Source organism: Streptomyces sp. NPDC053069 (assembly GCF_044546895.1).
Taxonomy (GTDB): Bacteria; Actinomycetota; Actinomycetes; order Streptomycetales; family Streptomycetaceae; genus Streptomyces.
Genome location: NZ_JBITZN010000002.1, coordinates 228,332 through 250,986, shown reverse-complemented (window position 1 = coordinate 250,986; position 22,655 = coordinate 228,332). Strand labels below are relative to the sequence as shown.

Below are 22,655 nucleotides of genomic sequence, written 5' to 3'. Positions count from 1 at the left end.
CGGGTCAGCCTCGTCGCGTAGCGGAGTCGGCCTTCTCGGTCTGCTGCTCCCCGGGCTCCGGGGCCTCCTTGAAGTCGACCTTCCGCATGTGCTTGCTCATCGACTTCATCAGGCCCCACACCGCCAGGGCCATCACCGCGAAGACGATGAAGCCGAGGACGCCGGGGGTGACCTTGTTCTGGTCGACGTCCTTGGCGAGGGGGGCGAGGTGCGTCACTGCCAGGCTCACGCTTGCGCTCATGTCAGGCATTGTCCCGGATGCCCGCGAAGAGGTCGTCCTCGGGGAGGGAGGTATCGACGAGGGACTTCGCCAGCTCGTACTCCTCCGTCGGCCAGACCTCCTTCTGCAGCTCCATCGGCACCTTGAACCAGCCGCCGTCGGGGTCGATCTGCGTGGCGTGCGCGATCAGCGCCTTGTCGCGGATCTCGAAGAAGTCCGCGCACGGAATGTGCGTGGTCAGCGTGCGCTCGGTGCGCTCGAACTCCTTCCAGCGCTTGAGCCACTCCCCGTACGGCGACTCCAGGCCACGGTCGAGCATGGCGTGGTGCAGGGCCTCGGTGCGGGGGCGGTTGAAGCCCTGGTTGTAGTACAGCTTCAGCGGCTGGTAGGCGGGGCCGAACTCGGCCTCCGGGTACTTCTCGGTGTCCGCCGCGCCCTCGAACGCCACCATGGAGATCTTGTGGGTCATGATGTGGTCGGGGTGCGGGTAACCGCCGTTCTCGTCGTAGGTGGTGATCACCTGCGGGCGGAAGGAGCGGATCTGCCTCACCAGCTCCCCGGCCGCCTTGTCGACGTCCTCCAGGGCGAAGCAGCCCTCGGGCAGCGGCGGCAGCGGGTCGCCCTCGGGCAGGCCCGAGTCGACGAAGCCGAGCCACTCCTGCTTGACGCCGAGGATCTCCCGGGCCTCGTCCATCTCCTTCTTGCGTACCTCGTGGATGTGCTCCTCGATGTACGTGTCGCCCTGCAGCTTGGGATTGAGGATGGACCCGCGCTCTCCGCCGGTGCAGGTCACCACCAGCACGTCCACCCCCTCGGACACGTACTTCGCCATGGTGGCCGCGCCCTTGCTCGACTCGTCGTCGGGGTGGGCGTGCACGGCCATCAGTCGCAACTGGTCAGTCAAGACTCAATCCTCGGTAAGTCGGCGCCCCGTGTCTTCGGCGCGATCGCAGGCTTCTATAGTGACCGAATCGGGGGGCGAATAATTCCGGGTTCGGTTCCTGCCGAGAGGACGATCATGAGTACGGCGAGCGCACGACTGCCCGAGGGCCGCTACGGCCGCTCCTCGGACGAGCGTGCCGACCGCAAGCTCAAGGTCGCCGGTGCGGTGCTCGGCGCGGCGCTGCTCGCGCTGGTCGGTTACTTCGCCTACCACTATGTCGCCCAGACCGGGATCAGCGCCCAGGTGATCACCTTCGACACGACGGACAACGCCGTGAAGGTGCATCTGGAGGTCCACAAGGACTCCGGCACCGCCGGCTACTGCACCCTGCGCTCCCAGTCGGCGGACGGCGCCGAGGTGGGCCGGGCCGACTTCCGTTTCACCGGGTCGGCCACGCGCATCGACAAGGTCGTCACGCTGCGTACGACGGCGAAGGGCACGACGGCCGAGCTGCTCGGCTGCCATACCGGCTGACGGCCACCGGACACCCCCAGCCGTCACCCGGAATACATGCACGCTGACCTGCGTTGATGCAATTCTGATGGCTTATGTCCTCCCCCTTCCGGCCTTGAATTGTTAGGCTCGTGGTTTCGCCCATCCAAGAGGGAACATGCTTCTGGGTAGGGCGATGCTTTGTATTCCCAGTACCGACGAGGAGCACCCTGTGACCCAGACCAGCGAGAACGTCACCTGGCTGACCCAGGAGGCGTACAACAAGCTCAAGGACGAGCTTGAGTACCTTACTGGTCCTGCGCGCACGGAGATCGCCGCCAAGATCGCGGCCGCGCGCGAGGAGGGCGACCTGCGCGAGAACGGCGGGTACCACGCGGCCAAGGAGGAGCAGGGCAAGCAGGAGCTGCGCGTGCGCCAGCTGACCCAGCTTCTTGAGAACGCCAAGGTGGGCGAGGCTCCGGTCTCCGCCGACGGTGCCGTCGCGCCCGGCATGGTCGTCACGATCGCCTTCGACGGTGACGAGGACGACACACTGACGTTCCTGCTCGCCTCCCGCGAGTACGCGAGCTCGGAGATCGAGACGTACTCGCCGCAGTCCCCGCTCGGCGCCGGCGTCATCGGCCACAAGGTCGGCGAGGACGCGGAGTACGAACTGCCGAACGGCAAGAAGGCCTCGGTGAAGATCCTCAAGGCCGAGCCGTACTCGGGCTGATCCACCCCCCGACAGGACCTCGAAGCCCCTGGTGTCCGCCGTGCCGGACACCAGGGGCTTCGCCGTGCCCGCAGCCGTCAGGCGGTGGCCGAGCGGTACTTGCGGACCGCGAGGGTGCGGAATGTCGCGGTGATCAGGACGGAGTAGAGCAGCGAGGCCAGGACCGAGTGCTGCATGGGCCAGGCCCCCGAGGTCGACTGGCCGGGGCTGCCCATCAGCACCCGGGCCGCCTGCACGGTGGCGCTGAACGGGTTCCACTCCGCGATGTGCCGTAGCCACGGGGTCATGTTGCTGATGTCGACGAACGCGTTGGACAGGAAAGTCACCGGGAAGAGCCAGATCAGGCCGCCGGAGGTGGCCGCCTCCGGGGTCCGCACGCTCAGGCCGATCAGCGCGCCGATCCAGGTGAACGCATAGCCGAGCAGAAGCAGCAGGCCGAAGGCCGCGAGGACCTTGCCGGCGTTGGTGTCATGGAAGGTTCCGACCCGCCAGCCGACCAGCAGGGCGACCACGGCCAGGACGAGCAGGGTCAGTGCCGTCTGGACCAGGTCGGCCAGCGTACGGCCGGTCAGCACCGCGCCGCGTGCCATGGGCAGCGAGCGGAAGCGGTCGATGAGGCCCTTGTGCATGTCGTCGGCGATACCGGCGCCGGAGCTGGCGGTGGCGAAGGTGACGGTCTGCGCGAAGATGCCGGCCATCAGGAAGTTCTTGTAGCCCTCGGCGCTGGTGCTGCCGTCGATCTTCATGGAGCCGCCGAAGACGTAGGTGAACAGCACCACGAACATGATGGGCTGGATGAGGCCGAAAATGACCATCTCCGGAATGCGGGACATCCGGATCAGATTGCGCTTGCCGACGATCAGCGAGTCCCGGACGGACCGGGTGAACGGGTTGCCCGGCGCCGCGATGCGCGCGGTTTCACTGACGGCACTCATTTCACGGCCTCCTTGCCGTTCGCCTCGTCCTGGTCGGCTGCCTCGGCCACGTGTCCCGTCAGTGACAGGAAGACGTCGTCGAGAGTGGGGCGGCGCAGCCCGATGTCGTCTATCTCGATCCCGCGGGTGTCCAGCTCGCGGATGATTTCGGCGAGCAGCTTGGCGCCGCCGGTGACGGGGACCGTGAGCTTGCGGGTGTGCTCCTCGACGGTGACGTCGCCCGTGCCGACGCCGCGCAGGCTGTATCTGTCCAGGAGAGCGGCGGCGTCGGCGATGTGGTCGCGCTCGTGCACCACGACTTCGACGCGCTCGCCGCCGGTTTGGGCCTTGAGCTGGTCGGAGGTGCCCTGGGCGATGACGCGGCCGTGGTCGACCACCGCGATGTCGTGGGCGAGGTGGTCGGCCTCTTCCAGATACTGCGTGGTGAGCAGGAGGGTCGTACCGCCGGAGACGAGCTGTTTGATGACCTCCCACAGCTGCTGGCGGTTGCGCGGGTCGAGGCCGGTGGTCGGCTCGTCCATGAACATCACCGGCGGCGAGACCACGAGGGCCGCGGCGAGGTCGAGCCTGCGGCGCATGCCTCCGGAGTAGGTCTTGGCGGGGCGGTCGGCGGCGTCGGCGAGGTTGAACTGCTCCAGGAGCTCGGACGCGCGGCGCTTGGCCGCCTTGGCCCGCATCTGGTACAGCTGCCCGACCATCTGCAGGTTCTCGCGGCCGGTCAGGTATTCGTCGACCGCCGCGAACTGGCCGGACAGGCCGATGGAGCGGCGCACGGCGTCGGGGTGCTTCAGCACGTCCACGCCCGCGACGACCGCCTTGCCGCTGTCGGGGCGCAGCAGGGTCGTCAGACAGCGGACGGTCGTCGTCTTGCCGGCGCCGTTCGGCCCGAGGAGGCCGAGGACCGTGCCCTCGGGCACGTCCAGGTCTACGCCGTCGAGGGCCCTTACGTCGCCGAAGGTCTTCACCAGGCCTTCGGCATGGATGGCGCCTGGCATGTCTGTCTCCACGTCGTCGGGGATTCGGGGCGGGATTCTTCGCGGGGGGGTGGGACGGTTCGGAGCGTGTGGCAGGGGGATCGTCAGCAAAGGCTAGGTTTGATCGGCCTGGTTCGCCCGCCTTTTTCCAGTGCGGCAAGGCGGTCCGGCAACCACACTCTCACCATAACGCGATGTATCGCGTCTTACAACGCAGCTCACCCGGACGGGTGGCGAGTTGTGCTTGCGTCAGCCGATGACCGTGTAGCCGGCGTCCCGCAGGGCCTGGCCGACCTCGGCGCAGTGGGCCGGACCCTTCGTCTCCAGGTGCAGCTCGACCTCGGCCTCCGTGAGCCCGAGCCGGGGATCGGTGCGTACGTGACTCACGTCGAGGACGTTGGCGTCGACCTCCGACAACACCCCGAGGAGCGTGGCGAGGGCGCCCGGCCGGTCGGTCAGCCGGAGCCGGACGGCCAGGTAGCGGCCCTGGGCGGCCATGCCGTGGCGCAGCACGCGTTGCATCAGCACCGGGTCCACGTTCCCGCCGGAGAGCACCGCGACGACCGGGCCCTCGAAGGCGTCCGGCGCGGCCAGCAGCGCCGCGACCGGGCTCGCCCCGGCCGGCTCCACGACCAGCTTGGCCCGCTCCAGGCACAGCAGCAGTGCGGCCGACAACTGGTCCTCGCTGACCGTGCGCACCTCGTCCACCAGGTCGGCGATGATCCCGAACGGCACCAGGCCCGGCCGCCCCACCTTGATGCCGTCGGCCATCGTCGCCGGGTTCTCCACCGCGACCGGGTGCCCTGCGGCCAGCGACGGCGGATAGGCCGCCGCGCCCTCCGCCTGCACACCGACGATCCTGACGTCCGGCCGTATCGCCTTCACCGCGACCGCGATCCCGGCCGCGAGTCCGCCGCCGCCGACACCGACGACGATCGTGCGCACCTCCGGGCACTGTTCCAGGATCTCCAGGCCCACCGTGCCCTGACCAGCGATGATGTCCGGGTGGTCGAAGGGATGGAGGAACACCGCGCCCGTGTCGGCCGCGTACTCCTCGGCGGCGGCCAGCGTCTCGTCGACCACCTGGCCATGCAGGCGCACCTCGGCGCCGTAGTCCCGGGTGGCGCTGACCTTCGGCAGTGGGGCGCCCTTCGGCATGAACACCGTGGAGTGCACACCGAGCAGCGAGGAGGCGAGCGCCACGCCCTGCGCGTGGTTCCCGGCGCTCGCAGCCACCACCCCGGCCGCCCGCTCCTCCGGCAGCAGCCCGGCGATCCGCACATAGGCGCCGCGCAGCTTGAACGAGCCGGTGCGCTGGAGGTTCTCGCACTTCAGGTGCACCGGCGCCCCGACCAGCTGGGACAGGTGCCGGCTGCCCTCCATCGCGGTCACCCGTGATACGCCGGAGAGCATCTTCTGGGCGCCGCGCACATCGTCGAGGGTGACGGAACGCAAGGTGTCAGCCGTGCGGTAGCTCATGACCCCAGCATCGCAGTTCGCGCTCGTACACGACTTGGGTGACCAAGCTCCGAGACCGGTTTGTGCAGGGCCGGTACGGCTTGGCCCCGGGCCGCGTACCCTGTCCCCCAACCCAGCAGCCCTTCATGAAGCGAGCCTCCGGCCATGCCCACAACACCTGAAATGTCGATGGACATGACGACCGTCGGTGACACCGGTCTCCTCGACACCCTCCAGCACGAGGTGGCGGTGTTCGCCCGCCGTGCCGAACAGACACGGCTCGGCGGTGTCGGGCAGGTGCGCAACTCCATGGACCGCGCGGCGTATCTGCTGCTCAACCGGCTCGACAAGGAAGGGCCGATGGGCGTCAAGGCGCTCGCCGCGAGCATGGGCATCGACTCCTCCACGGTCACCCGGCAGGTGGCTCCGCTGGTCGACACCGGGCTCGTCAAGCGCACCTCGCACCCGGAGGACGGGCGCGCGGTGGTGCTCCAGCTGTCCCCGCGCGGGGCCGCCCGGCTCGAAGAGGTGCGCTCCTCCAGACGTCAGCTGATGGCGGACCTGACACACGACTGGGCACCGGAGGAGCGCGAGCAGTTCTGCACGCTCCTGACCCGCTTCAACGTCGCGCTCTCCGCGCGGATGACGGTGCCGGGGCCCGGGCCGGTGGAGCAGTCGCCGGCGTCCTGACGGCTGCGGACCACCGCGGCATCCGACCACCGGACTCCCGTCGACACCGGTCGGTTCCGGAGTCTTGACCCCGGGCCGCAGCTGGCCTCATATGAGACCGGGTCCTGTGTCGTACGCGGTTCACCTGTCCCGTACCGGGCAGCGGGGCCCCTCTAGGGGGAGGCGCGGTGCGTGATCGGCAGGTGTCCCGAGGTGCCCGCCGGGCCCGGGAGTTCGAGGCGTTCGTCGCGGGTGCGGCCGGGCGTCTGCTGCATGCCGCCACCCTGCTCACGGCGGAGGCGCCGCACGCCAACCCGCGTGCGCGGCGCCTCCTGACGCTCGCGCTCGCCCACACCTACGCGCACTGGGACCGGCTGCACGGTGAGGACCCGTACGACTGCGCCCGCCAGTACGTCGCCACCCGTTTCGCGCGCGCGACCTGGCACCGGTACGGCGCCTTCGGCCGCGCCCGCCCCGATCCGCGCAGTCCGCTCGCCGCGCTCAGCCCGCAGGAGCGGCTGATCCTCGTACTGCGCCTCTACGAAGGCGTCGCCGAGGAACAGGCAGCGGCCCTGCTGGGGCTCCCCAGGGAACGCATCCACACCATCTGCGACCGCGCAACCGCCACCCTGCTCCATCCACCCCGCCCCACGGGCCCGCCCAAGGGCCCCCATACGGCAGGTCGGAAGGTGGCGCCGTCATGAGGGGCCCTCGGCGAGCGGAGCGGGCGGGGCGGGAGAGCGCTGTGAGTGTGGGCAGCGGCTGGGGCCGCCTTCAGGGACGCGACAGCGCCGGGGGCGGACGGTGTCGGCGAAGGCCCCCGCCACTCGCGTACGTCCCTGCGCGCGCGGGCGACTCGCAGGGCCTGGTGACATCGGCGCCGCGGCGTGAGGGGAGGGCGCGGTGAACCGGGCCGAGCGGGAGGCCGCCGCGCGGCAGATCATGGAGCAGGTTCCGGCGCAGGTGCCGCCGGATCTGTGCGCGGATGCGGTACGCCGTGGCGAGCGCCTGCTGCGGCGCAGGCTGCTCGTCCGCCGGGTGCTGTGGCTGCTGGCGTGTGCCGCGGCCATCGCGTTCAGCGTGTGGGCGGCCCGTGTGCACCCGTGGTCGGAGCCGCCCTCCCAGACGACTCCGCCGATCACGGGCTGGTGACCCGACCGGTCCACGGCGCCAGGACCTGCGGCGTGCCTACGAACCGGCGGCGGTACGACCCCGGACCCACGCCGGCTACGGCGGTGGAGTCGACCGCATCGACCCGGTCGTCCGGTCCGGCAGCGATCCGAAGGAAACGGCCTAGCCCAAGGCCTGCTGCAGGTCTGCCAGCAGGTCGTCGACGTTTTCGATGCCCACGGACAGGCGTACCAGGTCGGCGGGGACCTCCAGTGCCGAACCGGCCGCGGAGGCGTGCGTCATCCGGCCGGGGTGCTCGATCAGGGACTCGACGCCGCCGAGCGACTCGCCGAGGGTGAACACCTTGGCCCGGTTGCACACCTCGACCGCGGCCTCCTCTCCGCCCTCCACGCGGAAGGACACCATGCCGCCGAACGCCCGCATCTGCTTGGCGGCGACCTCGTGGCCGGGGTGCTCGGGCAGGCCCGGGTAGAGCACGCTCGTCACGCGCGCGTGCCGGGTCAGCATGTCGGCGATCTTCGTTGCGTTCTCGCTGTGCCGGTCCATCCGTACCGCGAGGGTCTTGGTGCCGCGCAGCACCAGCCAGGAGTCGAAGGGGCCGGCGACGGCGCCCATCGCGTTCTGGTGGTAGGCGAGCTCCTCGCCCAGGCCCTGGTCGGAGACGATCAGCGCGCCGCCGACCACGTCCGAGTGACCGCCCATGTACTTGGTGAGGGAGTGGACGACGACGTCCGCGCCGAGCGACAGCGGCTGCTGGAGGTAGGGCGTGGCGAAGGTGTTGTCGACGACGAGCTTCGCACCCGCGTCGTGCGCGACCTGAGCGAGGGCGGCGATGTCGGTGATGCCGAGCAGCGGGTTGGAGGGGGTCTCCACCCAGACGGCCTTGGTCTTCGGGGTGATCGCGGCCCGTACGGCGGCCGGGTCGCTGGTGTCGGCGACGGACCACTCCACACCCCAGCGGGTGGCGACCTTGGCGAAGAGCCGGAACGTGCCGCCGTAGGCGTCGTTCGGGATCACCACGTGGTCACCGGGGGTGAGCAGCGTGCGCAGCAGGGTGTCCTCGGCCGCCAGGCCGGACGCGAAGGCGAGGCCGCGGCGGCCGCCCTCCAGCGCGGCGAGGTTCTCCTCCAGGGCGGTACGGGTGGGGTTGGCGCTGCGGCTGTACTCGTAGCCGCCGCGCAGCCCGCCGACGCCGTCCTGCTTGTAGGTCGAGACCTGGTAGATGGGCGGGACGACCGCGCCGGTGGCGGGATCCGCGGTGTTGCCCGCGTGGATCGCGAGGGTCTCGAAGTGCTCACTGATATGCCTGTCGCTCATGTCCACCGAGCGTAGTGCGCCCGGCCGGATGCTGACGCCCGCGAAGCCCGCACACCGCCGAACCGAGGGATTTCCCGCAGTGGCCCGCCACAGACCGGACCGCCATTGCGCGTCCTGTCATGAACGGGACCGGAGTTTTCCACAGCTCGGCGGAGGGGTTGGCCAATTGTCGGCGGCGTCTGGTTCGCTTGAGGCATGTCGATTCTCTGGCTGCTGATGGCGCTGCCCATGCTGAGCTTCGTGCTGCTCTCGCTCATGCGGCGCAGGCGCGGGGTGATCGAGCAGGTTCCCCCGGGGCACCCGGACGCCGCCGACCCGGCGGCCTACGGCTTCGTGCGCCAGGAGGAGCTGGACGTGCGCATGCCCGGACCGGACCAGGACCTGCTGGACGTCCTGGAGTTGGTCCAGCGCACGCAGGACTATCGTGCGGCCTCCCAGCTGCTGGCCGGCACCGGGAGCGAGGACGAGCAGCGCTGGCAGCGGGTGCAGGCCTTCGCGGGTGCCGCCGCGCTGGAGCTGCTGGAGCGGCCCGGCGGGGTGCACGAGACGCCGGGCGGCCAGTGGCTGCGGGTGTGGCGGGCCGAGCAGCCCAAGGACGCGGGCGGCGCCGCCGTCTATGCGGAGTTCCTGGTGCAGCAGGCCTGGCGGACGTCGACGCCGGGCACGGACGACTTCCGGATCATCATGGAGGAGGCCCGGGACGCATGCGGGCAGGCGGCCCTGCTCGCGCCCGGCGACCCGGTGCCGTACATCATCGAGCTGTCCATCGCCCGCGGACTCTCCTACGCGCAGGCCGAGTTCGAGCAGCTCTGGCTGAAGATCCTCGACCGCGCCCCGCATCACATGGGCGCGCATCTGGCCGCGCTGCACTACTGGTGCGAGAAGTGGCACGGCTCGCGCGAGCAGGCGTACTCCTTCGCCGAAGCCGCCGCGGCTCGCGCCCCGCAGGGCTCGCTGCTCGCCGCGCTGCCCCTGTTCGCGGTCTTCGAGCACCTCCCCGAGGTGACCCTGGTGGCGAGCTTCTACCAGAGCGAGGTCGTCACCAAGGCGATGCACGGCACCCTGCACGCGGTGCACTCGGCCCGCCCCGACGACCCGATGCTCGCGCACGTCCGCCATCTGCTGATCTTCTTCCTGGTCCGCGCCAAGCGCTGGCAGGAAGCCATGCACCAGCTGATACACGTCGACGGGCACATCGGCACGCTGCCCTGGACGCTGTCCGCCGACCCGGCCGCCGAGTTCGCCGTCTACCGCGCCCTGGCGGTGGCCGGTTACGAGGCCAACGGCGGCAGCCCGGCCACCCTCCCCGGCTGAACCGGCAGCAGCACAGGCGGCCGTCAGGGCCGACGAACAACTCGCGCGCCTCACACAGCGTCGGCTCGATCGATCGAACAAGGCCCCGCCGTCCGAGCCCCGTTCATTCATCCCTCTGATCGGCGCCCCACGGCTCGGGATCCCTCGCACCTGCCCGGCGCATCCTCGCTTCGGTGTGCCGTGGGCGTTTCCGGAAGCGCGTCGTCCGGGTGGGCACCGACAGAAGGCTGATCATGGGGCAGACAGTCGTCGGAGCCGACTGGGACAGCCCGCTCACCAGGCCCGGATCGGAAGCGTATCGGAAGCGCGAAACCGGCTCCCACCCGTCGGATGTCGGGCAAGGTGACTCTCGCCACGCCGTTGGAACGAGCCAGACCCCGGCTGTCCGCCGGGAGTTGCGAGGGCCCATGAACCACACCTACGAGCCGCCGAGTCTGATACCCACCGCGGGTCAGGAACGGACGTACGCGCTAGTCATCGCCGGTGTCCCCCTTCTGCTGATCCTGCTGATGGCGGTCTTGCCGCTGCTGGCCCCGGATGGCGGAAACGCATCCGGGGCCACCGCGGTGGACGGCCAGGGCGGCTACACCTACGTCCCACCGACGGACCCGCCGGCACCGGACACCTCCAGCGCGTACGGCACGGAACCGTCGACGCCCCTCGGGGGCGACGACAGCACGGACCTGTCCCCGACCCCGCTGGACAGCGAGACCACGCAGAGCACGGACAGCACGGACAGCACCAGCGGCACGGACAGCGCCACCGGTCCCCGCGCGACCGTCAACGACTTCTTCGACGCCATCAACCGCCGCGACTTCAGGACCGCCTGGGCGCTGGGCGGCAAGAACCTCGACATGAACTACGACTCCTTCGTCGCCGGCTTCGACACCACCGAGCACGACGACGTCACCGTCCTCTCCGTCGACGGGGACACGGTCTCGGTGAACCTGAACGCCGAGCAGAGCGACGGCACGCAGAAGTCGTACACCGGTCAGTACACCGTGGTCGACGGAGTCATCACCCACGCCTCGATGACCTCGGCCGGCTGAAGAGAGCGGAGAACAGAGCCATGGCGAGTGCATTTCTTTCGGTTCCCGCTCCGCCGCCGGGGTCCGGCGGCCCGGTCCCGGCCCGCCCGTCCGCGGACGCCACCAGCGACGCCACCCGGCTGCTGTGCGCGGGCACCTATCTGGATCCGGTGTACCGCGCCACCGTCATCCGCGAGCTGCTGACCCACCGCTTCCGGGTGGTGGCGCCCTCGTACGGGTACGACGCGGTTCCCGTGCTCGCGCACGCCCTGGCGGCCCGCCGGCTGCACCGGGCCCGGGTGGCCGTCCTCGTCGCAGGCCTGCTCGTCATCTGTCTCCTCATGGCCGCCGGTGCCCTGGACGGGTCCACCGGGATGCTGGCGACGGTGTGGCTGCTGTGGGTCACCGCGTTTCTGCGGCGCGTCGTCACGCTGCAGCTGCTGACCTCCCGGCTGGGGCGCCACACCGGTGCGGCGCGCCGGACGAACGGGTTCGACGGCTCCTATCCCAGACACCCGCAGCTGACGAGCGAACTCGTGGCCAAGATCAACCGGGAGCAGACCTCGGACGGCAGTCTCATCTGCTACGGCGGCTACAAGCCGTTCGTCGGCGCGGGCCAGCAGGTGCGGCGCTGGTCCACCGCGGAGCTGCTGATCGGCGCACCCGTCACCGTGTTCGAGGGCCGGCACGGACCGGGCCTGCCCGGCGCGCACGGCGTGAACGGCCAGGCGACCGGTGAGGAGCCGAGGCGGAAGGACATCATTCCCTTCACCGTCGAGGACCTCTCCGCTTACGTCTCCGCCCGTATGACCTCCGGACTGCGCGACCACGCGAGCCGGCTGGCGCGGATCGAGGGGCTCGCCGTCGAACAGAGCACGTTCACCACGGCCGTGACGACTCTCCCCGGCGCCTGGGCGGCGATCCCGGAGCAGACCGACGGGCGCTGGCAGGACACCTACGGCTCGGGGCGCGCCTACCTGTGCGTCCGGGTGGGCTCGTGGAACCAGGAGCTGGTCACCACGGCGTTCGTGGGCTTCGACCTCAAGGGGAACACCCTGCACACCGAGTTCTACTCGTATGTGCTGGGGCCGATCCAGGCGAGTTTCCACCTGGTGGACCGGCTGCCCGCGGCGCTGGACGCCGGGACCCTGCTCAGGGTCGGCTGGCACACCCTGCGGGCCGCGCCCCAGGCGGCCCTGCGGCCCGTCCTGTCCCGGGCCCGCTCGGCGCTGTCCGTCCTGCTGCCGTGGGCCAGGAACACCGTCCTGCTGCCGCAGCCGGCCGACACCAGTGAGTTCGGGCTCGGCCGCTACGCGGACACCGTGGTGAACCGCGGAGCGCTCACCAGCATCCGGGAGATGGCGACCAGCGACGACTTCCACGTCTTCTTCCAGGAGACGGACACGATCAAGTACACCCAGATCGTGGAGCGCCAACTCCTCCACTTCATCCGCGAGTTCCTGCAGGAGCACAACGTGGACCTCGCCGAGCACGAGGCCCGCCAGACGAACATCCTCAACGACTACGGCCGCAACAACAACTTCGTGAACGGCGACAACAACACCACCAACTCGGGCACGCAGAACCACTACGGCGCCTCCGACGGCGGCCGGGGGACGGGATCGGCATGACGGACAGCACCACGGGGACGGGCTCCGGCCACAGCAGCCACTACGGAAGCGGAAACACCTTCGGCAGTGGCAACAGCTTCGTCACCGGCAACGGCAACAGCACCAACTCGGGCACGCAGAACTTCTACGGCGGCGCCCGCCAGGCCCCCGGGGACGACGACCGCCCCGTATCCGCCCAGGACCGTCCCGGCCCGTCCCGGGACCGCAGCCGCAACGTCTTCGTCGTCCACGGGCGCGACGAGGAGGTCCGGACGAAGATGTTCGGCCTGCTGCGCAAGCTCGATCTGCGTCCGCTGGAATGGGAGGACCTGGTCAGGGCCACCGGCAAGACGGCGCCCTTCCTCGGCGAGGTCGTCGCGAAGGCCCCCGAGCAGGCCCAGGCGGCCCTCGTGCTGCTCACCCCGGACGACATCGTCCAGCTGCACCCCGAGCTGCGCGGTGCGAACGAGCCGCCGTACGAGACCGAGCCGACCGGTCAGCCCCGGCCGAACGTGCTGATCGAACTGGGCATGGTGCTGATGGCCTACCCGGAGCGCACGCTGATGGTGGAGGTCGGGGAGCTGCGCACGATCGCCGACATCGCGGGCCGGAACGTCATCCGGTTCGACGGCTCGGAGGCCGCCCTGAGCAAGATCGTGCAACGGTTGAAGATCGCCGGCTGCACGGTCGACGACACCGGCTCCGAATGGCGTCAGACCTGGCCGTACAGCCATCTGTCGGCGTACGGACGGACCGGGCGGCAGCTGCCGCCGGCCCGCTGAGCCGCGGTACGGGCCCAGGGGCCGCTCGGCCGCGCTCCGGGGGAGGGCCCGTACCGCCCCCGCGGGTGCCCGGTGTCAGACATGGCGCCGGGCGCCCGCCGCCAGGCCGGCCAGGAACGCGCCGGTCTCCGGCAGGTCGATCCGCCTCAGCTCGCCGGGGCGTATCACCACGTGCAGCTCGCGGCAGACCGGCCGCTCCCACGAGTGCACCACGAACGACAGCAGGATCAGCCGCAGCAGGCTGTCCTCGTCGAGATCGTGCAGCCGGGCGAGCCCCGCACCGGTCAGCGGCATGGTGACGCGTTCCAGCTGGCCGTGCCGGCGCACGGCGTCCCACAGCCGGTCCAGGCCGAGCCACAGCTCCTGGACGCCGGACGCGGCGACGCAGTCGTTGCCCATCCGGCTGTAGGCGACGGCGAACACCAGCTGCGGGCGGCTGCCGAGGACGGCGACGGTCCCGACCGGGTACCGGGCGCGCTTGCCGCGCGGCTTGTCCCGCACGCTCTCCCGCGCCACCGGGGCCACCCCGTCCAGCGCGGCGGCCAGCTCCGCGTCCAGCCGGTGGGCGTCCCCCGCGTAGCGGCGGGCGAGCAACTGCCCCTGGGCGCTGTCGTCGTTGATGACGACACCGTCGTCCACCAGGGTGTCGAAGGTGTCGGTGAACCCCACCACCAGATGGCCGGGCTGCTCGAAGAGGTCGCCCTCCTCGACCACCACGGTCATGTGCGGACGGGTGAACTCCTGCCGTACGCCGGCCTGCGGACGCGCCCGGGCCAGCCCCCAGACCAGACACAGGGCGACCGAACCGGCCAGCACCGGACCGGGCCGGGACACGACGCGCGGGAACAGCTGGCCGGCGAACTGCACGACGGCCGACACCCCGCCGAAGGCCGCCAGCACGTTGCCCAGGAAGACCCGCCACCCGCGCCAGGACCGCGGCAGCCGGGATCGCGCCGGACGGAACGGCGATCGCGCGGGACGGGACGACGACGGGTCCGGAACGGTCGATCGCATGCGTCACTCCGAGTCATCTTGATAGGCTGAAAGCCCTGTTGACGGGCCGTCATGCGGCTGAGGGGGCGAGGCGCGTGCAGAGCCGCACACCGTCCGTACGCGTGCACGTCCTGGGCCCCGTCCGGCTGGAAGTGGACGACGTTCCGGTCCGCCTGACCCCGCTGACCGCGCGTCTGCTGCTGCGTCTGGTCGCCGCCGACGGTGAGGCCGTGACCGCCCGCCGGCTGTACCGGGACGTCTGGCAGCAGACCGTGGAACTGCCGCACCAGGGCCTGCGCAACCGCAACGAGGTGCAGAAGCGGATCCTGGAGCTGCGGCGCGCGTTCGACCGCGCGGGACCGGGCACCGGCAACCGGATCGTACGAACCGGACAGCTGCCGACCGCACACGGCGCCGAGAGTACCTACCAACTGGACCTGGCTGTCGAAGAGCTGGACAGTACGCAGTTCACGCGTCTGGTGGGCGACGCGCTGCACGCGGCACCGGCCTCGGCGGTCCGGCTGCTCGCGGACGCCCTGCGGCTCTGGCACGGCCGGCCGCTGGCCGAAGTGGCGGACGAGGAGTTCGCGACCGCCCCGGTGCGACGGCTGACCCAGCTCAGGGACACCGCACTGCGGGAACTGATCGCCGGACACACCGCACTGGACCGCTACGACCTCGCCCTGCCGGTGGCCGAACAGACGGCTCGGGAACGACCGGACGACCCCGAGGCCGCCGCGGTCCTCGCCCGGCTGAACGCCCGGCTGCGCGAGCGGCACGGCGACGAACTGCTGCGTCACACCCTGCGCGGGCTGCGGGTGGACGTCGTCGTGCTGCGCGGCGATCTGTTCGAGCAGGACGACGCCAACCTGGTCGTGGGGTTCTGCGACACCTTCGACACCTTCCCCGACGACGTGGTGATCAGCCGGGAGAGCGTGCAGGGCCAGTTGGTCGACCGGCTCTTCGAGGGCCGGTACCGGCTGCTCGACGAACGACTGCGCCGGGGGCTCAAGGAGTTCACCCCGCTGGCCACCGAGAGCGTCCAGGCCAAGCGGCGCGGCCGGCGCACCCGTTTTCCGGTCGGCACGGCGGTTGCGGTCCCGGCCGGCCGGCGCAAGGTCTTCGCCCTCGCCTACTCCCGGCTGGGCAACGACCTGCGTGCCCGGTCCGCCCCGGCGGACCTGCGGCTGAGCCTGGAACGCCTGTGGCCGGCGGTCGCCCGGCACGGCCTGTTCAAACCGGTGGCGATCCCGCTGATCGGCGCGGGCCTGTCCCGCATCGTGGAACTCGACCGCACCCAGCTGCTGTTGATGATCGTCGAGACCTTCACCCGGAGCCTGCGCCAGGACCCGGCCGTTTCTCCCGAGTTGCGCATCGTCATCCGCGCCGACGAGCTGGAGCGGACCGACCTGTCGGCGGTCGAGGCGTTCCTGCGTGGTGCGGACGAGCAGGGGCCGGCGCTCCCGCCGACCGCTGCCGGCTGACCTCTTCACACCTCCAGCAAAGATCCGCCGCCGCTTCCGCCGACAGCCACCGCCCGCTTCCGGAACGCTTCGGGAGCGCTTCGGGGTAATTGCGGCGACGGGAGCGGCCTCCGCGCCGTACATTCGCCGCTCGTGAGGCGACCAGGGGAGGCCATGGGGATGAGCACGTTTCTGATCGGCGGCGGGTGGGCCACGGCCGAGGTGTACGAGCCGTTCGTCGATGCGGTCGGCGGGGAGGGGCGCATCGGGTGTCTGATCGTCGACGAGGGGGACGGGGCGGCGCAGTTCGAACGGTATGCCGAGGTGCTGCGGAAGGCGGGGCCGTGCACACCCGTGCCGCTGCTCGTGCCCCTCGGCGGCCGGTTCGAGCCGGAACAGGCGTTGGAGGGGGTCGACGGCCTGCTGGTGTGCGGTGGGCTGACGCCCGCCTACCAGGAGGCGCTTGAGGACGCTCTGGAACGGTTGCCGGCGCTGCTCGCCGGGCGCGGAATGCCGTACGCGGGCTTCTCGGCCGGTGCCGCCGTGGCCGCGCGGCGGGCCGTGGTCGGCGGATGGCTGGTGGACGGGGTACCGGTGTGCCCGGAGGAGACCGGCGAGGATCTGGCGGAGGTGGAGGTGCGGGCGGGGCTGGGGCTGGTGCCGTTCGCGGTGGACGTCCATGCCGCCCAGTGGGGCACGCTTGCGCGGCTGATCGCGGTCGTCGGGCGGGGCGCGGCGCCGTACGGGGTCGCCGTCGACGAGAACACCCTGCTGCAGGTGACGGACGGGGAGGTCCGGACGGCGGGGCTGGGGCGTGCGCATGTCGTACGGCCGGACGGGAGCGGGGGCGGGCCTACGGACCCGGAGAGCGCTTCTCCGTCGCCTAGGGACAGGCCGGCACCGGGGGCGGCACGCGTGCCCCCGTGTCCCACCGCCGGCCCGCCGCCTCGTCTCGCGGGTCGGCGGGCCGTATCCGCTGCGGCTGCTGGGCCGCGGGCGGAACCGCCGGCTCAGATCGTGGCCGTGTCGATCACGAAGCGGTAGCGGACGTCACTGTTCACGACCCGCTCGTAGGCCTCGTTGATCTGGTCGGCGCGGATCAGTTCGATCTCGGCGCCCAGCCGGTGCTCGGCGCAGAAGTCGAGCATCTCCTGGGTCTCCGGGATGCCGCCGATGCCGGAGCTGCTGATGCTGCGGCGGTGGCCGAACACCGAGGAGAGGAGGATGTTCACCGGCTCCTCGGGGATGCCGACGTTGACCATCGCGCCGTCCGTGCGCAGCAGGGACAGATAGGCGTCGAAGTCGAGCGGCGCCGACACCGTGTTGAGGATGATGTCGAAGGTGCCCCTGAGGTCCTCGAAGGTCTTCGGGTCGCTGGTGGCGTAGTAGTGGGTGGCGCCCAGCTTCAGACCGTCGTCCTTCTTGCGCAGGGACTGGGAGAGGACCGTGACCTCCGCGCCGAGGGCGGCGGCGATCTTCACTCCCATGTGTCCGAGGCCGCCCAGGCCGACGACCGCGACCTTCTTCCCCGGACCGGCGTTCCAGTGCTTCAGGGGCGAGTAGGTGGTGATGCCGGCGCACAGCAGCGGGGCGGCCACGTCGAGGGGGAGGCCGTCGGGGATGCGGACGACATAGTTCTCGTCGACGACGATCTTGTGCGCGTAGCCGCCATAGGTGGGCTCGCCGTCCTTGCCGACGGCGTTGTACGTCCAGGTGGGGCCGCCGCCGGTGCAGTACTGCTGCAGACCGGCCCTGCAGTTGTCGCACTCCCGGCAGGAGTCGACCATGCAGCCGACGCCCACGCGGTCGCCGACGGCGTACTTCGTGACACCCCGGCCGACCTCGGAGACGACGCCCGCGATCTCGTGACCGGGCACCATCGGGAAGATCGCGGTGCCCCAGCCCTCGCGGGCCTGGTGGATGTCGGAGTGGCAGATACCGGCGAACTCGATGTCGATGAGGACGTCGAACTCACCGACCGCGCGCCGCTCGATCGTGGTCCGCTCCAGCGGGGCCTTCGCGGCAGGCGCGGCGTAAGCAGCAACAGTGGTGGTCATGCCGGGGTTCTCCTAGCGATGTGATCGCGCCCGGTTGCCTTCCCACCGGGCACGCAACCACCCTCTCCCACGCTACGACGGCCACCCAGACCACGCCTGTGCATACGACTGCCGTGCCTACCACTGGCGGGGTCAGGTTCCGGTGCGTACGACCGTGAATACTGGACGTATGGAGAACCAGCCCCTGCCCTCGTCCCCGCCTCTGGACCGGCGGGCCGAACTGAACGAGTTCCTGCGCAGCCGGCGGGCCCGGCTGAAGCCGCAGGACGTGGGGCTGCCCGACTTCGGCCGGCACCGGCGGGTGCCGGGGCTGCGCCGCGAGGAGCTGGCGCAGCTGGCCGGGGTGTCGGTGGCGTACTACACCCGTCTCGAACAGGGCAACGGCAGGAACGTCTCGGCGGAGGTCCTGGACGCGATCGCCCGGGCGCTCAGGCTGACGGACGCCGAGCACGCGCATCTGACGCATCTGGCCAAGCCGAAGTCGCACAAGAAGAAGCCGGCGGCGCGCCAGCAGCAGGTGCGCTCCTCGCTGCGGCAGCTGCTGGACACGATGGACGGCGTACCGGCGTACATCGTCGGGCGCCGCTCGCAGATCCTCGCCTGGAACCGGATGGCGGCGGCGCTCTTCGGCGACTGGGCGGAACTGCCGCCTGCCGAGCGCAACTGGGCCCGCCTGGTGTTCCTGCACCCCGCCTACCGCGACCTGTTCGTCGACTGGGAGCAGAAGGCGATCGACATCGTGTGCGCCCTGCGCATGGACGCGGGCTGCTATCCGGACGACCCGCGGCTGTCGGCGCTCGTCGGTGAGCTGTCCGTCAAGAGCGAGGAGTTCCGCCGGCTGTGGGCGACGCACGACGTCAAGGAGAAGAGCCACGGCGTCAAGCACCTGCACCATCCGCTGGTGGGCGATCTCTCCCTGAACTTCGAGTCCTTCCGCCTGACGGACGACACGGACCAGTCCCTGCTGACCTACCACGCCGAGCCGGGCTCGCCGTCCGCCGACTCCCTCCGTCTCCTCGCCAGCTGGGGCACGGACGCTGCCCACGCGGTGCCGTCGGCCTGAGCCGTCCTGCGACCACGCGGAGGGTCTACTTGCCGAAGTAGGCGTCGTAGATCGTGATCCGGGATGTGTTGCCGTTCCTGTCGGTGATCTCGGAGCGCAGGGAGAGGGACCTGCCCTTCGCCGGGTTCTTCACGGTGATCCTGCCGTCTCGGACGTCGGTCTTCGTGAAGGTCCTGCCGTCGTAGGAGACGTACACGGCGAGGGACCTCAGATTGCGGCCCGCCGCCGAGCCCTCGACGGTGACCGGGAAGGTGAGCGTCTCGCCGGCCGCGACCCGGCTGTCCAGCCCGGTCGTGACGCCGTAGTGCAGGACGGAGGCGGGGAGCTGGACGGCGGTGCCGGAGATCTTCTTGGAACGGAAGGTCCAGGTCGCGTCGATCCGGGAGGAGGCCCGGGCGACCGTCGCCGAGCGCTTGACCGAGGTGGTCAGCCGGTAGGCGGCGGCACCGGCCGGAACCTTGAAGGTCGCCTCCCCGAACAGCGGGTCGTTGGTCGAGCCGATCTTGGTGCCGTCGCGGTACAGGGTCGTGGTCACCGAGGTGAAGTCCGAGTATCCGGTGTGCCTGGCGGAGTCGGCGAACAGCGGCAGCGAACCGTAGATCTCGTTGCCGGAGCGGTAGAGACCGAGGTCCTTGTCGAGGTGCGGGCCGAAGACCGCGGTGTTGACCGTCCTCGTGCAGCTCTGGCCGGCCTTGAAGGAGGAGGCGCCGAGCGCGTACGTGGCGTCGGGCAGCGGGAATCCGTCCTGGTCGGTGCCGCCGTACTGGGTGAAGTGCAGGTCCCACAGGACGCCGCCGCCGGCGGACAGGTGCAGGGTGCGGGTGCCGGGCAGCTGCTGCGGCACGTCGATGGAGGAGGCGCCCACGCTGCCGGGCACCCAGCCGATGGCGGCGACCGAGCCCGTCCTGCCGCGCGCGGATGCACCCAGCCGGGCCTTGACGGTGGCCAGTTCGCTCGCCCTGTAGTGCCTGGTGTAGCCGGTGGCGAGCCGGGTGACCGGGCCGCCGGAGGTGACGTCGTACTGCTCGCTGGTCCCCTTGGTCCAGTGGCCGTCCCACTGCTGGAACAGCTGTCCCGCGGGGAGCTTCGGGCCCAGGTGGGCGGTGCGGAAGTTCTTGTACGTGTCCAGGAACCAGCTGTAGCCGTACTCGTCGTCACCGATCGTGAGGGTGTACCCGGGCGAGGCGAACCGTGACCTCACGCCCGGGGCCGGGACGGTGATGTCGACCGGCTTGGTCCTGCGCGCGTCGATCGTGAGGGTCTGCTTCCTGGTGACGGTCAGCTTCGGCTGGGCGATCCAGTCGGTGCCGCCGGTGCCGTTGTCGTTCCGGAAGACGGCGGAGTTGAGGACGTACGTGCCCTTGGGCGCGCGCACCCTCACCGTGCCGGACGCGTCGTACGGGTTCAGCTCCGTGCCGTTCGCCGGGCCGCCCACGCCGCTGAGGCCGGCGGTGTAGTACGTGGCGGGCTTGCCGTCGCGGCCGGTGAACTTCAGGGTGACGTCGTACGACTCCACCTCGCGGTGCACCGCGGCGGCCGTGCGGACGCTCTGGCCGGCGCCGGTCGCGGTCACGTGCGCGCCGTAGGCGCCGTCGAGGGTGCCGCCCAGCCTGGTGTTCACGGTGAGGCCGACGGAGGCCTTCCCGTGCGCGGGGACCGTCAGCCTCGTCGCGCCCAGCGTGAAGAAGCCCGACGGGGCCGCGTGGCCCCTGGGATCGGTGGCGGTGCTGCTCAGGGTGAGCGTGACGTCCTTGTCGCCGAGGTTGCGGTACGTCACCTGCCGGGTGACCGGCTTGTCGTCGGTGTGCGGCCACTGCTGCACACCAAAGCTCAGCGAGACCGGGTCGGCGATCACGGTCTGCCGGTAGGCCCTGTCCACGGCGATACGGCCCGAACCCTGCTGGAACGGCGTGTAGGTGCCGCCCTTGGCGGAGCCGGTCAGTGCGCCCTTCAGCTCGGCGTAGCCCCAGCCGGGATGCTCCTGCTTCAGGATCGCGGCGGCGCCCGCGACATGCGGGGTGGCCATCGAGGTGCCGGAGAGGGTCAGGTAGCCCGCGGGCTTCTCGCCGACCTCCTTGTCGATGACGCTGCCCTTGGCCGCGGCGGCGGTGATGTCCACGCCGGGCGCGGTGACGTCCGGCTTGATGGCGCCGTCGCCGATGCGCGGGCCGGTGGAGGAGAAGTCGGCGAGCCTGTCCTTCTTGTCGACGGCGCCGACGGTGAGCGGGGCGTCCGCGCTGCCCGGCGAACCGATCGACTGGGGGCCGTCGTTGCCCGCGGCGATCACGAACAGGACGCCCTTGGTGGCGGAGAGCTTGTCGACCTCGGCCTCCAGGGGGTCGAGGCCGGGGCTGTCGTAGCCGCCGAGGCTGAGGTTGACGACGGAGGCCCCCTGGGAGGCCGCCCACTCCATGCCGGCGAGGATGCCGGAGTCGTCTCCGGAGCCGGTGTCGTCCAGGACCTTGCCGTTGAGGATCCCGGCGTCCGGGGCGACACCCTTGTACGTGCCGCCCGAGGTGGCGCCGGTGCCCGCCACGATGGAGGCGACGTGCGTGCCGTGCCCGTAGTGGTCGGTGGCGTCGGCGGCGGAGGTGAAGTTCCTGGACTCGGCCACCTGGCTCTTGAGGTCCGGGTGGCGGGTGTCCACGCCGGTGTCGAGGACGGCGACCTTCACGCCCTTGCCGGTGTAGCCGGCCTGCCATGCGACCGGGGCGCCGATCTGCGGCACGGACTTGTCGAGCGAGGCCCTGCGGACGCCGTCGAGCCAGACGTGCGCGATGCCGGAGGCGGCCCGGTCGCCGTGGGTGAGGGCGTGCCACAGCCCGGCGGTGTCCTTGACCTGTGTCTGCACGGCGTCGGCGTTGAGGGCACCGAGGCTGCGGCGCAGGCGGGCCGCGTCCCGGACGTCCGCCCTGGCCGCGGCGGCGGCACCGCGGTAACCGACGATGACCTTCAGGCCGTTCTTCTGGGCCCGGCGGGTGGCGGCCTTGTTCAGCTCGGTGACGTCGAACAGCCGCTGGTCCAGCGTGCCGGAGGTCACCAGGCGGGCCGCGTCGACCGGGACGACCAGTGTGTGGCCCTTGGTCCTGCGGACCTGGAAGGGTACGTGCGCCCGGCCCTTGGCCCGCTGCAGGCCGACGATGCGGCCCTTGGCGTCGAGGGCGACGCGGTCACCGGTGATGAGGGTGACGTGGGTCCTCGCGGTGAGCGCGGAGGCGGTGGTCGGGGTGCGCTCCACGGGTCTCGCCGACGCCGGGCTGGTCAGACCCGCGGCGAGGGCGACGGCTGCGGCCGTGGCGACAGCGGCCGCAGCAGCGCTTTTCACTTGTCTGCGCAAGTTCTCCCCCTGGAGACGGAGCACGGGGCGAATTCCCCGTTCACCCGACCACGCAGTATGCCGGGGGGTGTTCAGAGGGCTCAACGGTTGAGAGGAGAGTAAGAGAGAGCGACGGAAAACTGTTACGCCGTGGGCGGGACACCGTTACAGACCGGCGCGGTCCCGTTCTCATGACGAGGGTCAACCCGTGCTCCAA

Annotated in this window: 21 protein-coding genes; 12 read left to right on the top strand and 9 right to left on the bottom strand. The window is 70.8% G+C overall.

Going from position 1 to position 22,655, the window contains the following annotated elements:
* Nucleotides 1-4: 4 nt before the first annotated feature.
* Both ACIGXP_RS04775 and mca read right to left on the bottom strand, forming a co-directional pair.
* The gene (locus tag ACIGXP_RS04775; protein WP_363217317.1) at nt 5-250 is read right to left on the bottom strand and encodes a hypothetical protein; all 246 of its coding nucleotides are present in this window, start codon (nt 248-250) and stop codon (nt 5-7) included.
* On the bottom strand, nt 243-1,103 hold the full coding sequence (gene mca / locus ACIGXP_RS04770) for a mycothiol conjugate amidase Mca (RefSeq protein WP_363217341.1): 861 nt from the start codon (nt 1,101-1,103) through the stop codon (nt 243-245). The genes ACIGXP_RS04775 and mca overlap by 8 nt, the downstream gene beginning before the upstream one ends.
* A gap of 135 nt (nt 1,104-1,238) precedes the next feature.
* On the opposite strand from mca, the gene ACIGXP_RS04765 reads away from it, so the two are divergent.
* Entirely contained in the window at nt 1,239-1,637 is a 399-nt protein-coding gene (locus tag ACIGXP_RS04765; RefSeq protein WP_399764017.1) for a DUF4307 domain-containing protein, read from the top strand.
* Between the two features lie 190 nt (nt 1,638-1,827).
* Nucleotides 1,828-2,328, top strand: a complete 501-nt coding sequence (greA, locus tag ACIGXP_RS04760; protein WP_363217319.1) for a transcription elongation factor GreA — start codon at nt 1,828-1,830, stop codon at nt 2,326-2,328.
* Between the two features lie 77 nt (nt 2,329-2,405).
* On the opposite strand, the gene ACIGXP_RS04755 is transcribed toward greA, so the two are convergent.
* The 3 genes from ACIGXP_RS04755 to ilvA form a co-directional block, all read right to left on the bottom strand.
* Nucleotides 2,406-3,263, bottom strand: a complete 858-nt coding sequence (locus ACIGXP_RS04755; RefSeq protein ID WP_399764013.1) for an ABC transporter permease — start codon at nt 3,261-3,263, stop codon at nt 2,406-2,408.
* The gene (locus tag ACIGXP_RS04750) at nt 3,260-4,258 is read right to left on the bottom strand and encodes an ATP-binding cassette domain-containing protein (RefSeq protein ID WP_363217321.1); all 999 of its coding nucleotides are present in this window, start codon (nt 4,256-4,258) and stop codon (nt 3,260-3,262) included. Before ACIGXP_RS04750 ends, ACIGXP_RS04755 begins: the two co-directional genes overlap by 4 nt.
* Before the next feature lie 228 nt (nt 4,259-4,486).
* Nucleotides 4,487-5,716: a threonine ammonia-lyase gene (ilvA, locus tag ACIGXP_RS04745; protein ID WP_399764009.1), complete on the bottom strand. Its 1,230-nt coding sequence runs from the start codon at nt 5,714-5,716 to the stop codon at nt 4,487-4,489.
* Between the two features lie 162 nt (nt 5,717-5,878).
* Between ilvA and ACIGXP_RS04740 the strand changes: the two genes are divergently transcribed.
* The 3 genes from ACIGXP_RS04740 (at nt 5,879) to ACIGXP_RS04730 (ending at nt 7,516) form a co-directional block, all read left to right on the top strand.
* The gene (locus ACIGXP_RS04740) at nt 5,879-6,385 is read left to right on the top strand and encodes a MarR family winged helix-turn-helix transcriptional regulator (protein WP_399764840.1); all 507 of its coding nucleotides are present in this window, start codon (nt 5,879-5,881) and stop codon (nt 6,383-6,385) included.
* A gap of 167 nt (nt 6,386-6,552) precedes the next feature.
* Entirely contained in the window at nt 6,553-7,068 is a 516-nt protein-coding gene (locus ACIGXP_RS04735; protein ID WP_399764006.1) for a sigma factor-like helix-turn-helix DNA-binding protein, read from the top strand.
* A 199-nt stretch (nt 7,069-7,267) separates the two neighbouring features.
* Entirely contained in the window at nt 7,268-7,516 is a 249-nt protein-coding gene (locus ACIGXP_RS04730; RefSeq protein ID WP_363217324.1) for a hypothetical protein, read from the top strand.
* Between the two features lie 141 nt (nt 7,517-7,657).
* On the opposite strand, the gene ACIGXP_RS04725 is transcribed toward ACIGXP_RS04730, so the two are convergent.
* On the bottom strand, nt 7,658-8,812 hold the full coding sequence (locus ACIGXP_RS04725) for a cystathionine gamma-synthase (protein ID WP_363217325.1): 1,155 nt from the start codon (nt 8,810-8,812) through the stop codon (nt 7,658-7,660).
* Between the two features lie 195 nt (nt 8,813-9,007).
* Between ACIGXP_RS04725 and ACIGXP_RS04720 the strand changes: the two genes are divergently transcribed.
* From ACIGXP_RS04720 to ACIGXP_RS04705, 4 genes are all read left to right on the top strand, one after another.
* Nucleotides 9,008-10,126, top strand: coding sequence for a hypothetical protein (locus tag ACIGXP_RS04720; protein ID WP_399764002.1), 1,119 nt, complete (start codon nt 9,008-9,010; stop codon nt 10,124-10,126).
* A 407-nt stretch (nt 10,127-10,533) separates the two neighbouring features.
* Nucleotides 10,534-11,175: a hypothetical protein gene (locus ACIGXP_RS04715; RefSeq protein ID WP_399763999.1), complete on the top strand. Its 642-nt coding sequence runs from the start codon at nt 10,534-10,536 to the stop codon at nt 11,173-11,175.
* A 20-nt stretch (nt 11,176-11,195) separates the two neighbouring features.
* Nucleotides 11,196-12,785: a hypothetical protein gene (locus ACIGXP_RS04710; RefSeq protein ID WP_399763997.1), complete on the top strand. Its 1,590-nt coding sequence runs from the start codon at nt 11,196-11,198 to the stop codon at nt 12,783-12,785.
* The gene (locus ACIGXP_RS04705) at nt 12,782-13,546 is read left to right on the top strand and encodes a nucleotide-binding protein (RefSeq protein WP_363217330.1); all 765 of its coding nucleotides are present in this window, start codon (nt 12,782-12,784) and stop codon (nt 13,544-13,546) included. The genes ACIGXP_RS04710 and ACIGXP_RS04705 overlap by 4 nt, the downstream gene beginning before the upstream one ends.
* Nucleotides 13,547-13,621: 75 nt before the next feature.
* Here ACIGXP_RS04705 and ACIGXP_RS04700 read toward each other — a convergent pair whose 3' ends face one another.
* Nucleotides 13,622-14,560, bottom strand: a complete 939-nt coding sequence (locus ACIGXP_RS04700; RefSeq protein ID WP_399763994.1) for a macro domain-containing protein — start codon at nt 14,558-14,560, stop codon at nt 13,622-13,624.
* 74 nt (nt 14,561-14,634) lie between these two features.
* Between ACIGXP_RS04700 and ACIGXP_RS04695 the strand changes: the two genes are divergently transcribed.
* Together ACIGXP_RS04695 and ACIGXP_RS04690 are read left to right on the top strand one after the other, a co-directional pair.
* Nucleotides 14,635-16,023, top strand: coding sequence for a macro domain-containing protein (locus ACIGXP_RS04695; protein ID WP_399763991.1), 1,389 nt, complete (start codon nt 14,635-14,637; stop codon nt 16,021-16,023).
* A 159-nt stretch (nt 16,024-16,182) separates the two neighbouring features.
* Complete coding sequence (locus ACIGXP_RS04690) at nt 16,183-17,046, top strand: hypothetical protein (RefSeq protein WP_399763988.1); 864 nt, start codon at nt 16,183-16,185, stop codon at nt 17,044-17,046.
* Here ACIGXP_RS04690 and ACIGXP_RS04685 read toward each other — a convergent pair.
* Nucleotides 17,013-18,059 (bottom strand): NAD(P)-dependent alcohol dehydrogenase, encoded by a 1,047-nt coding sequence (locus tag ACIGXP_RS04685; RefSeq protein WP_399763985.1) that lies wholly within the window; start codon nt 18,057-18,059, stop codon nt 17,013-17,015. The genes ACIGXP_RS04690 and ACIGXP_RS04685 overlap by 34 nt on opposite strands.
* A gap of 169 nt (nt 18,060-18,228) precedes the next feature.
* On the opposite strand from ACIGXP_RS04685, the gene ACIGXP_RS04680 reads away from it, so the two are divergent.
* The gene (locus tag ACIGXP_RS04680) at nt 18,229-19,122 is read left to right on the top strand and encodes a helix-turn-helix domain-containing protein (RefSeq protein ID WP_399763982.1); all 894 of its coding nucleotides are present in this window, start codon (nt 18,229-18,231) and stop codon (nt 19,120-19,122) included.
* A 25-nt stretch (nt 19,123-19,147) separates the two neighbouring features.
* Here the strand turns inward: ACIGXP_RS04680 and ACIGXP_RS04675 are convergent, their stop codons facing one another.
* Nucleotides 19,148-22,447 carry a S8 family peptidase gene (locus ACIGXP_RS04675; RefSeq protein ID WP_399763980.1) on the bottom strand — a complete coding sequence of 1,100 codons (3,300 nt, stop codon included), beginning with the start codon at nt 22,445-22,447 and terminating at the stop codon, nt 19,148-19,150.
* Nucleotides 22,448-22,655 lie beyond the last annotated feature (208 nt).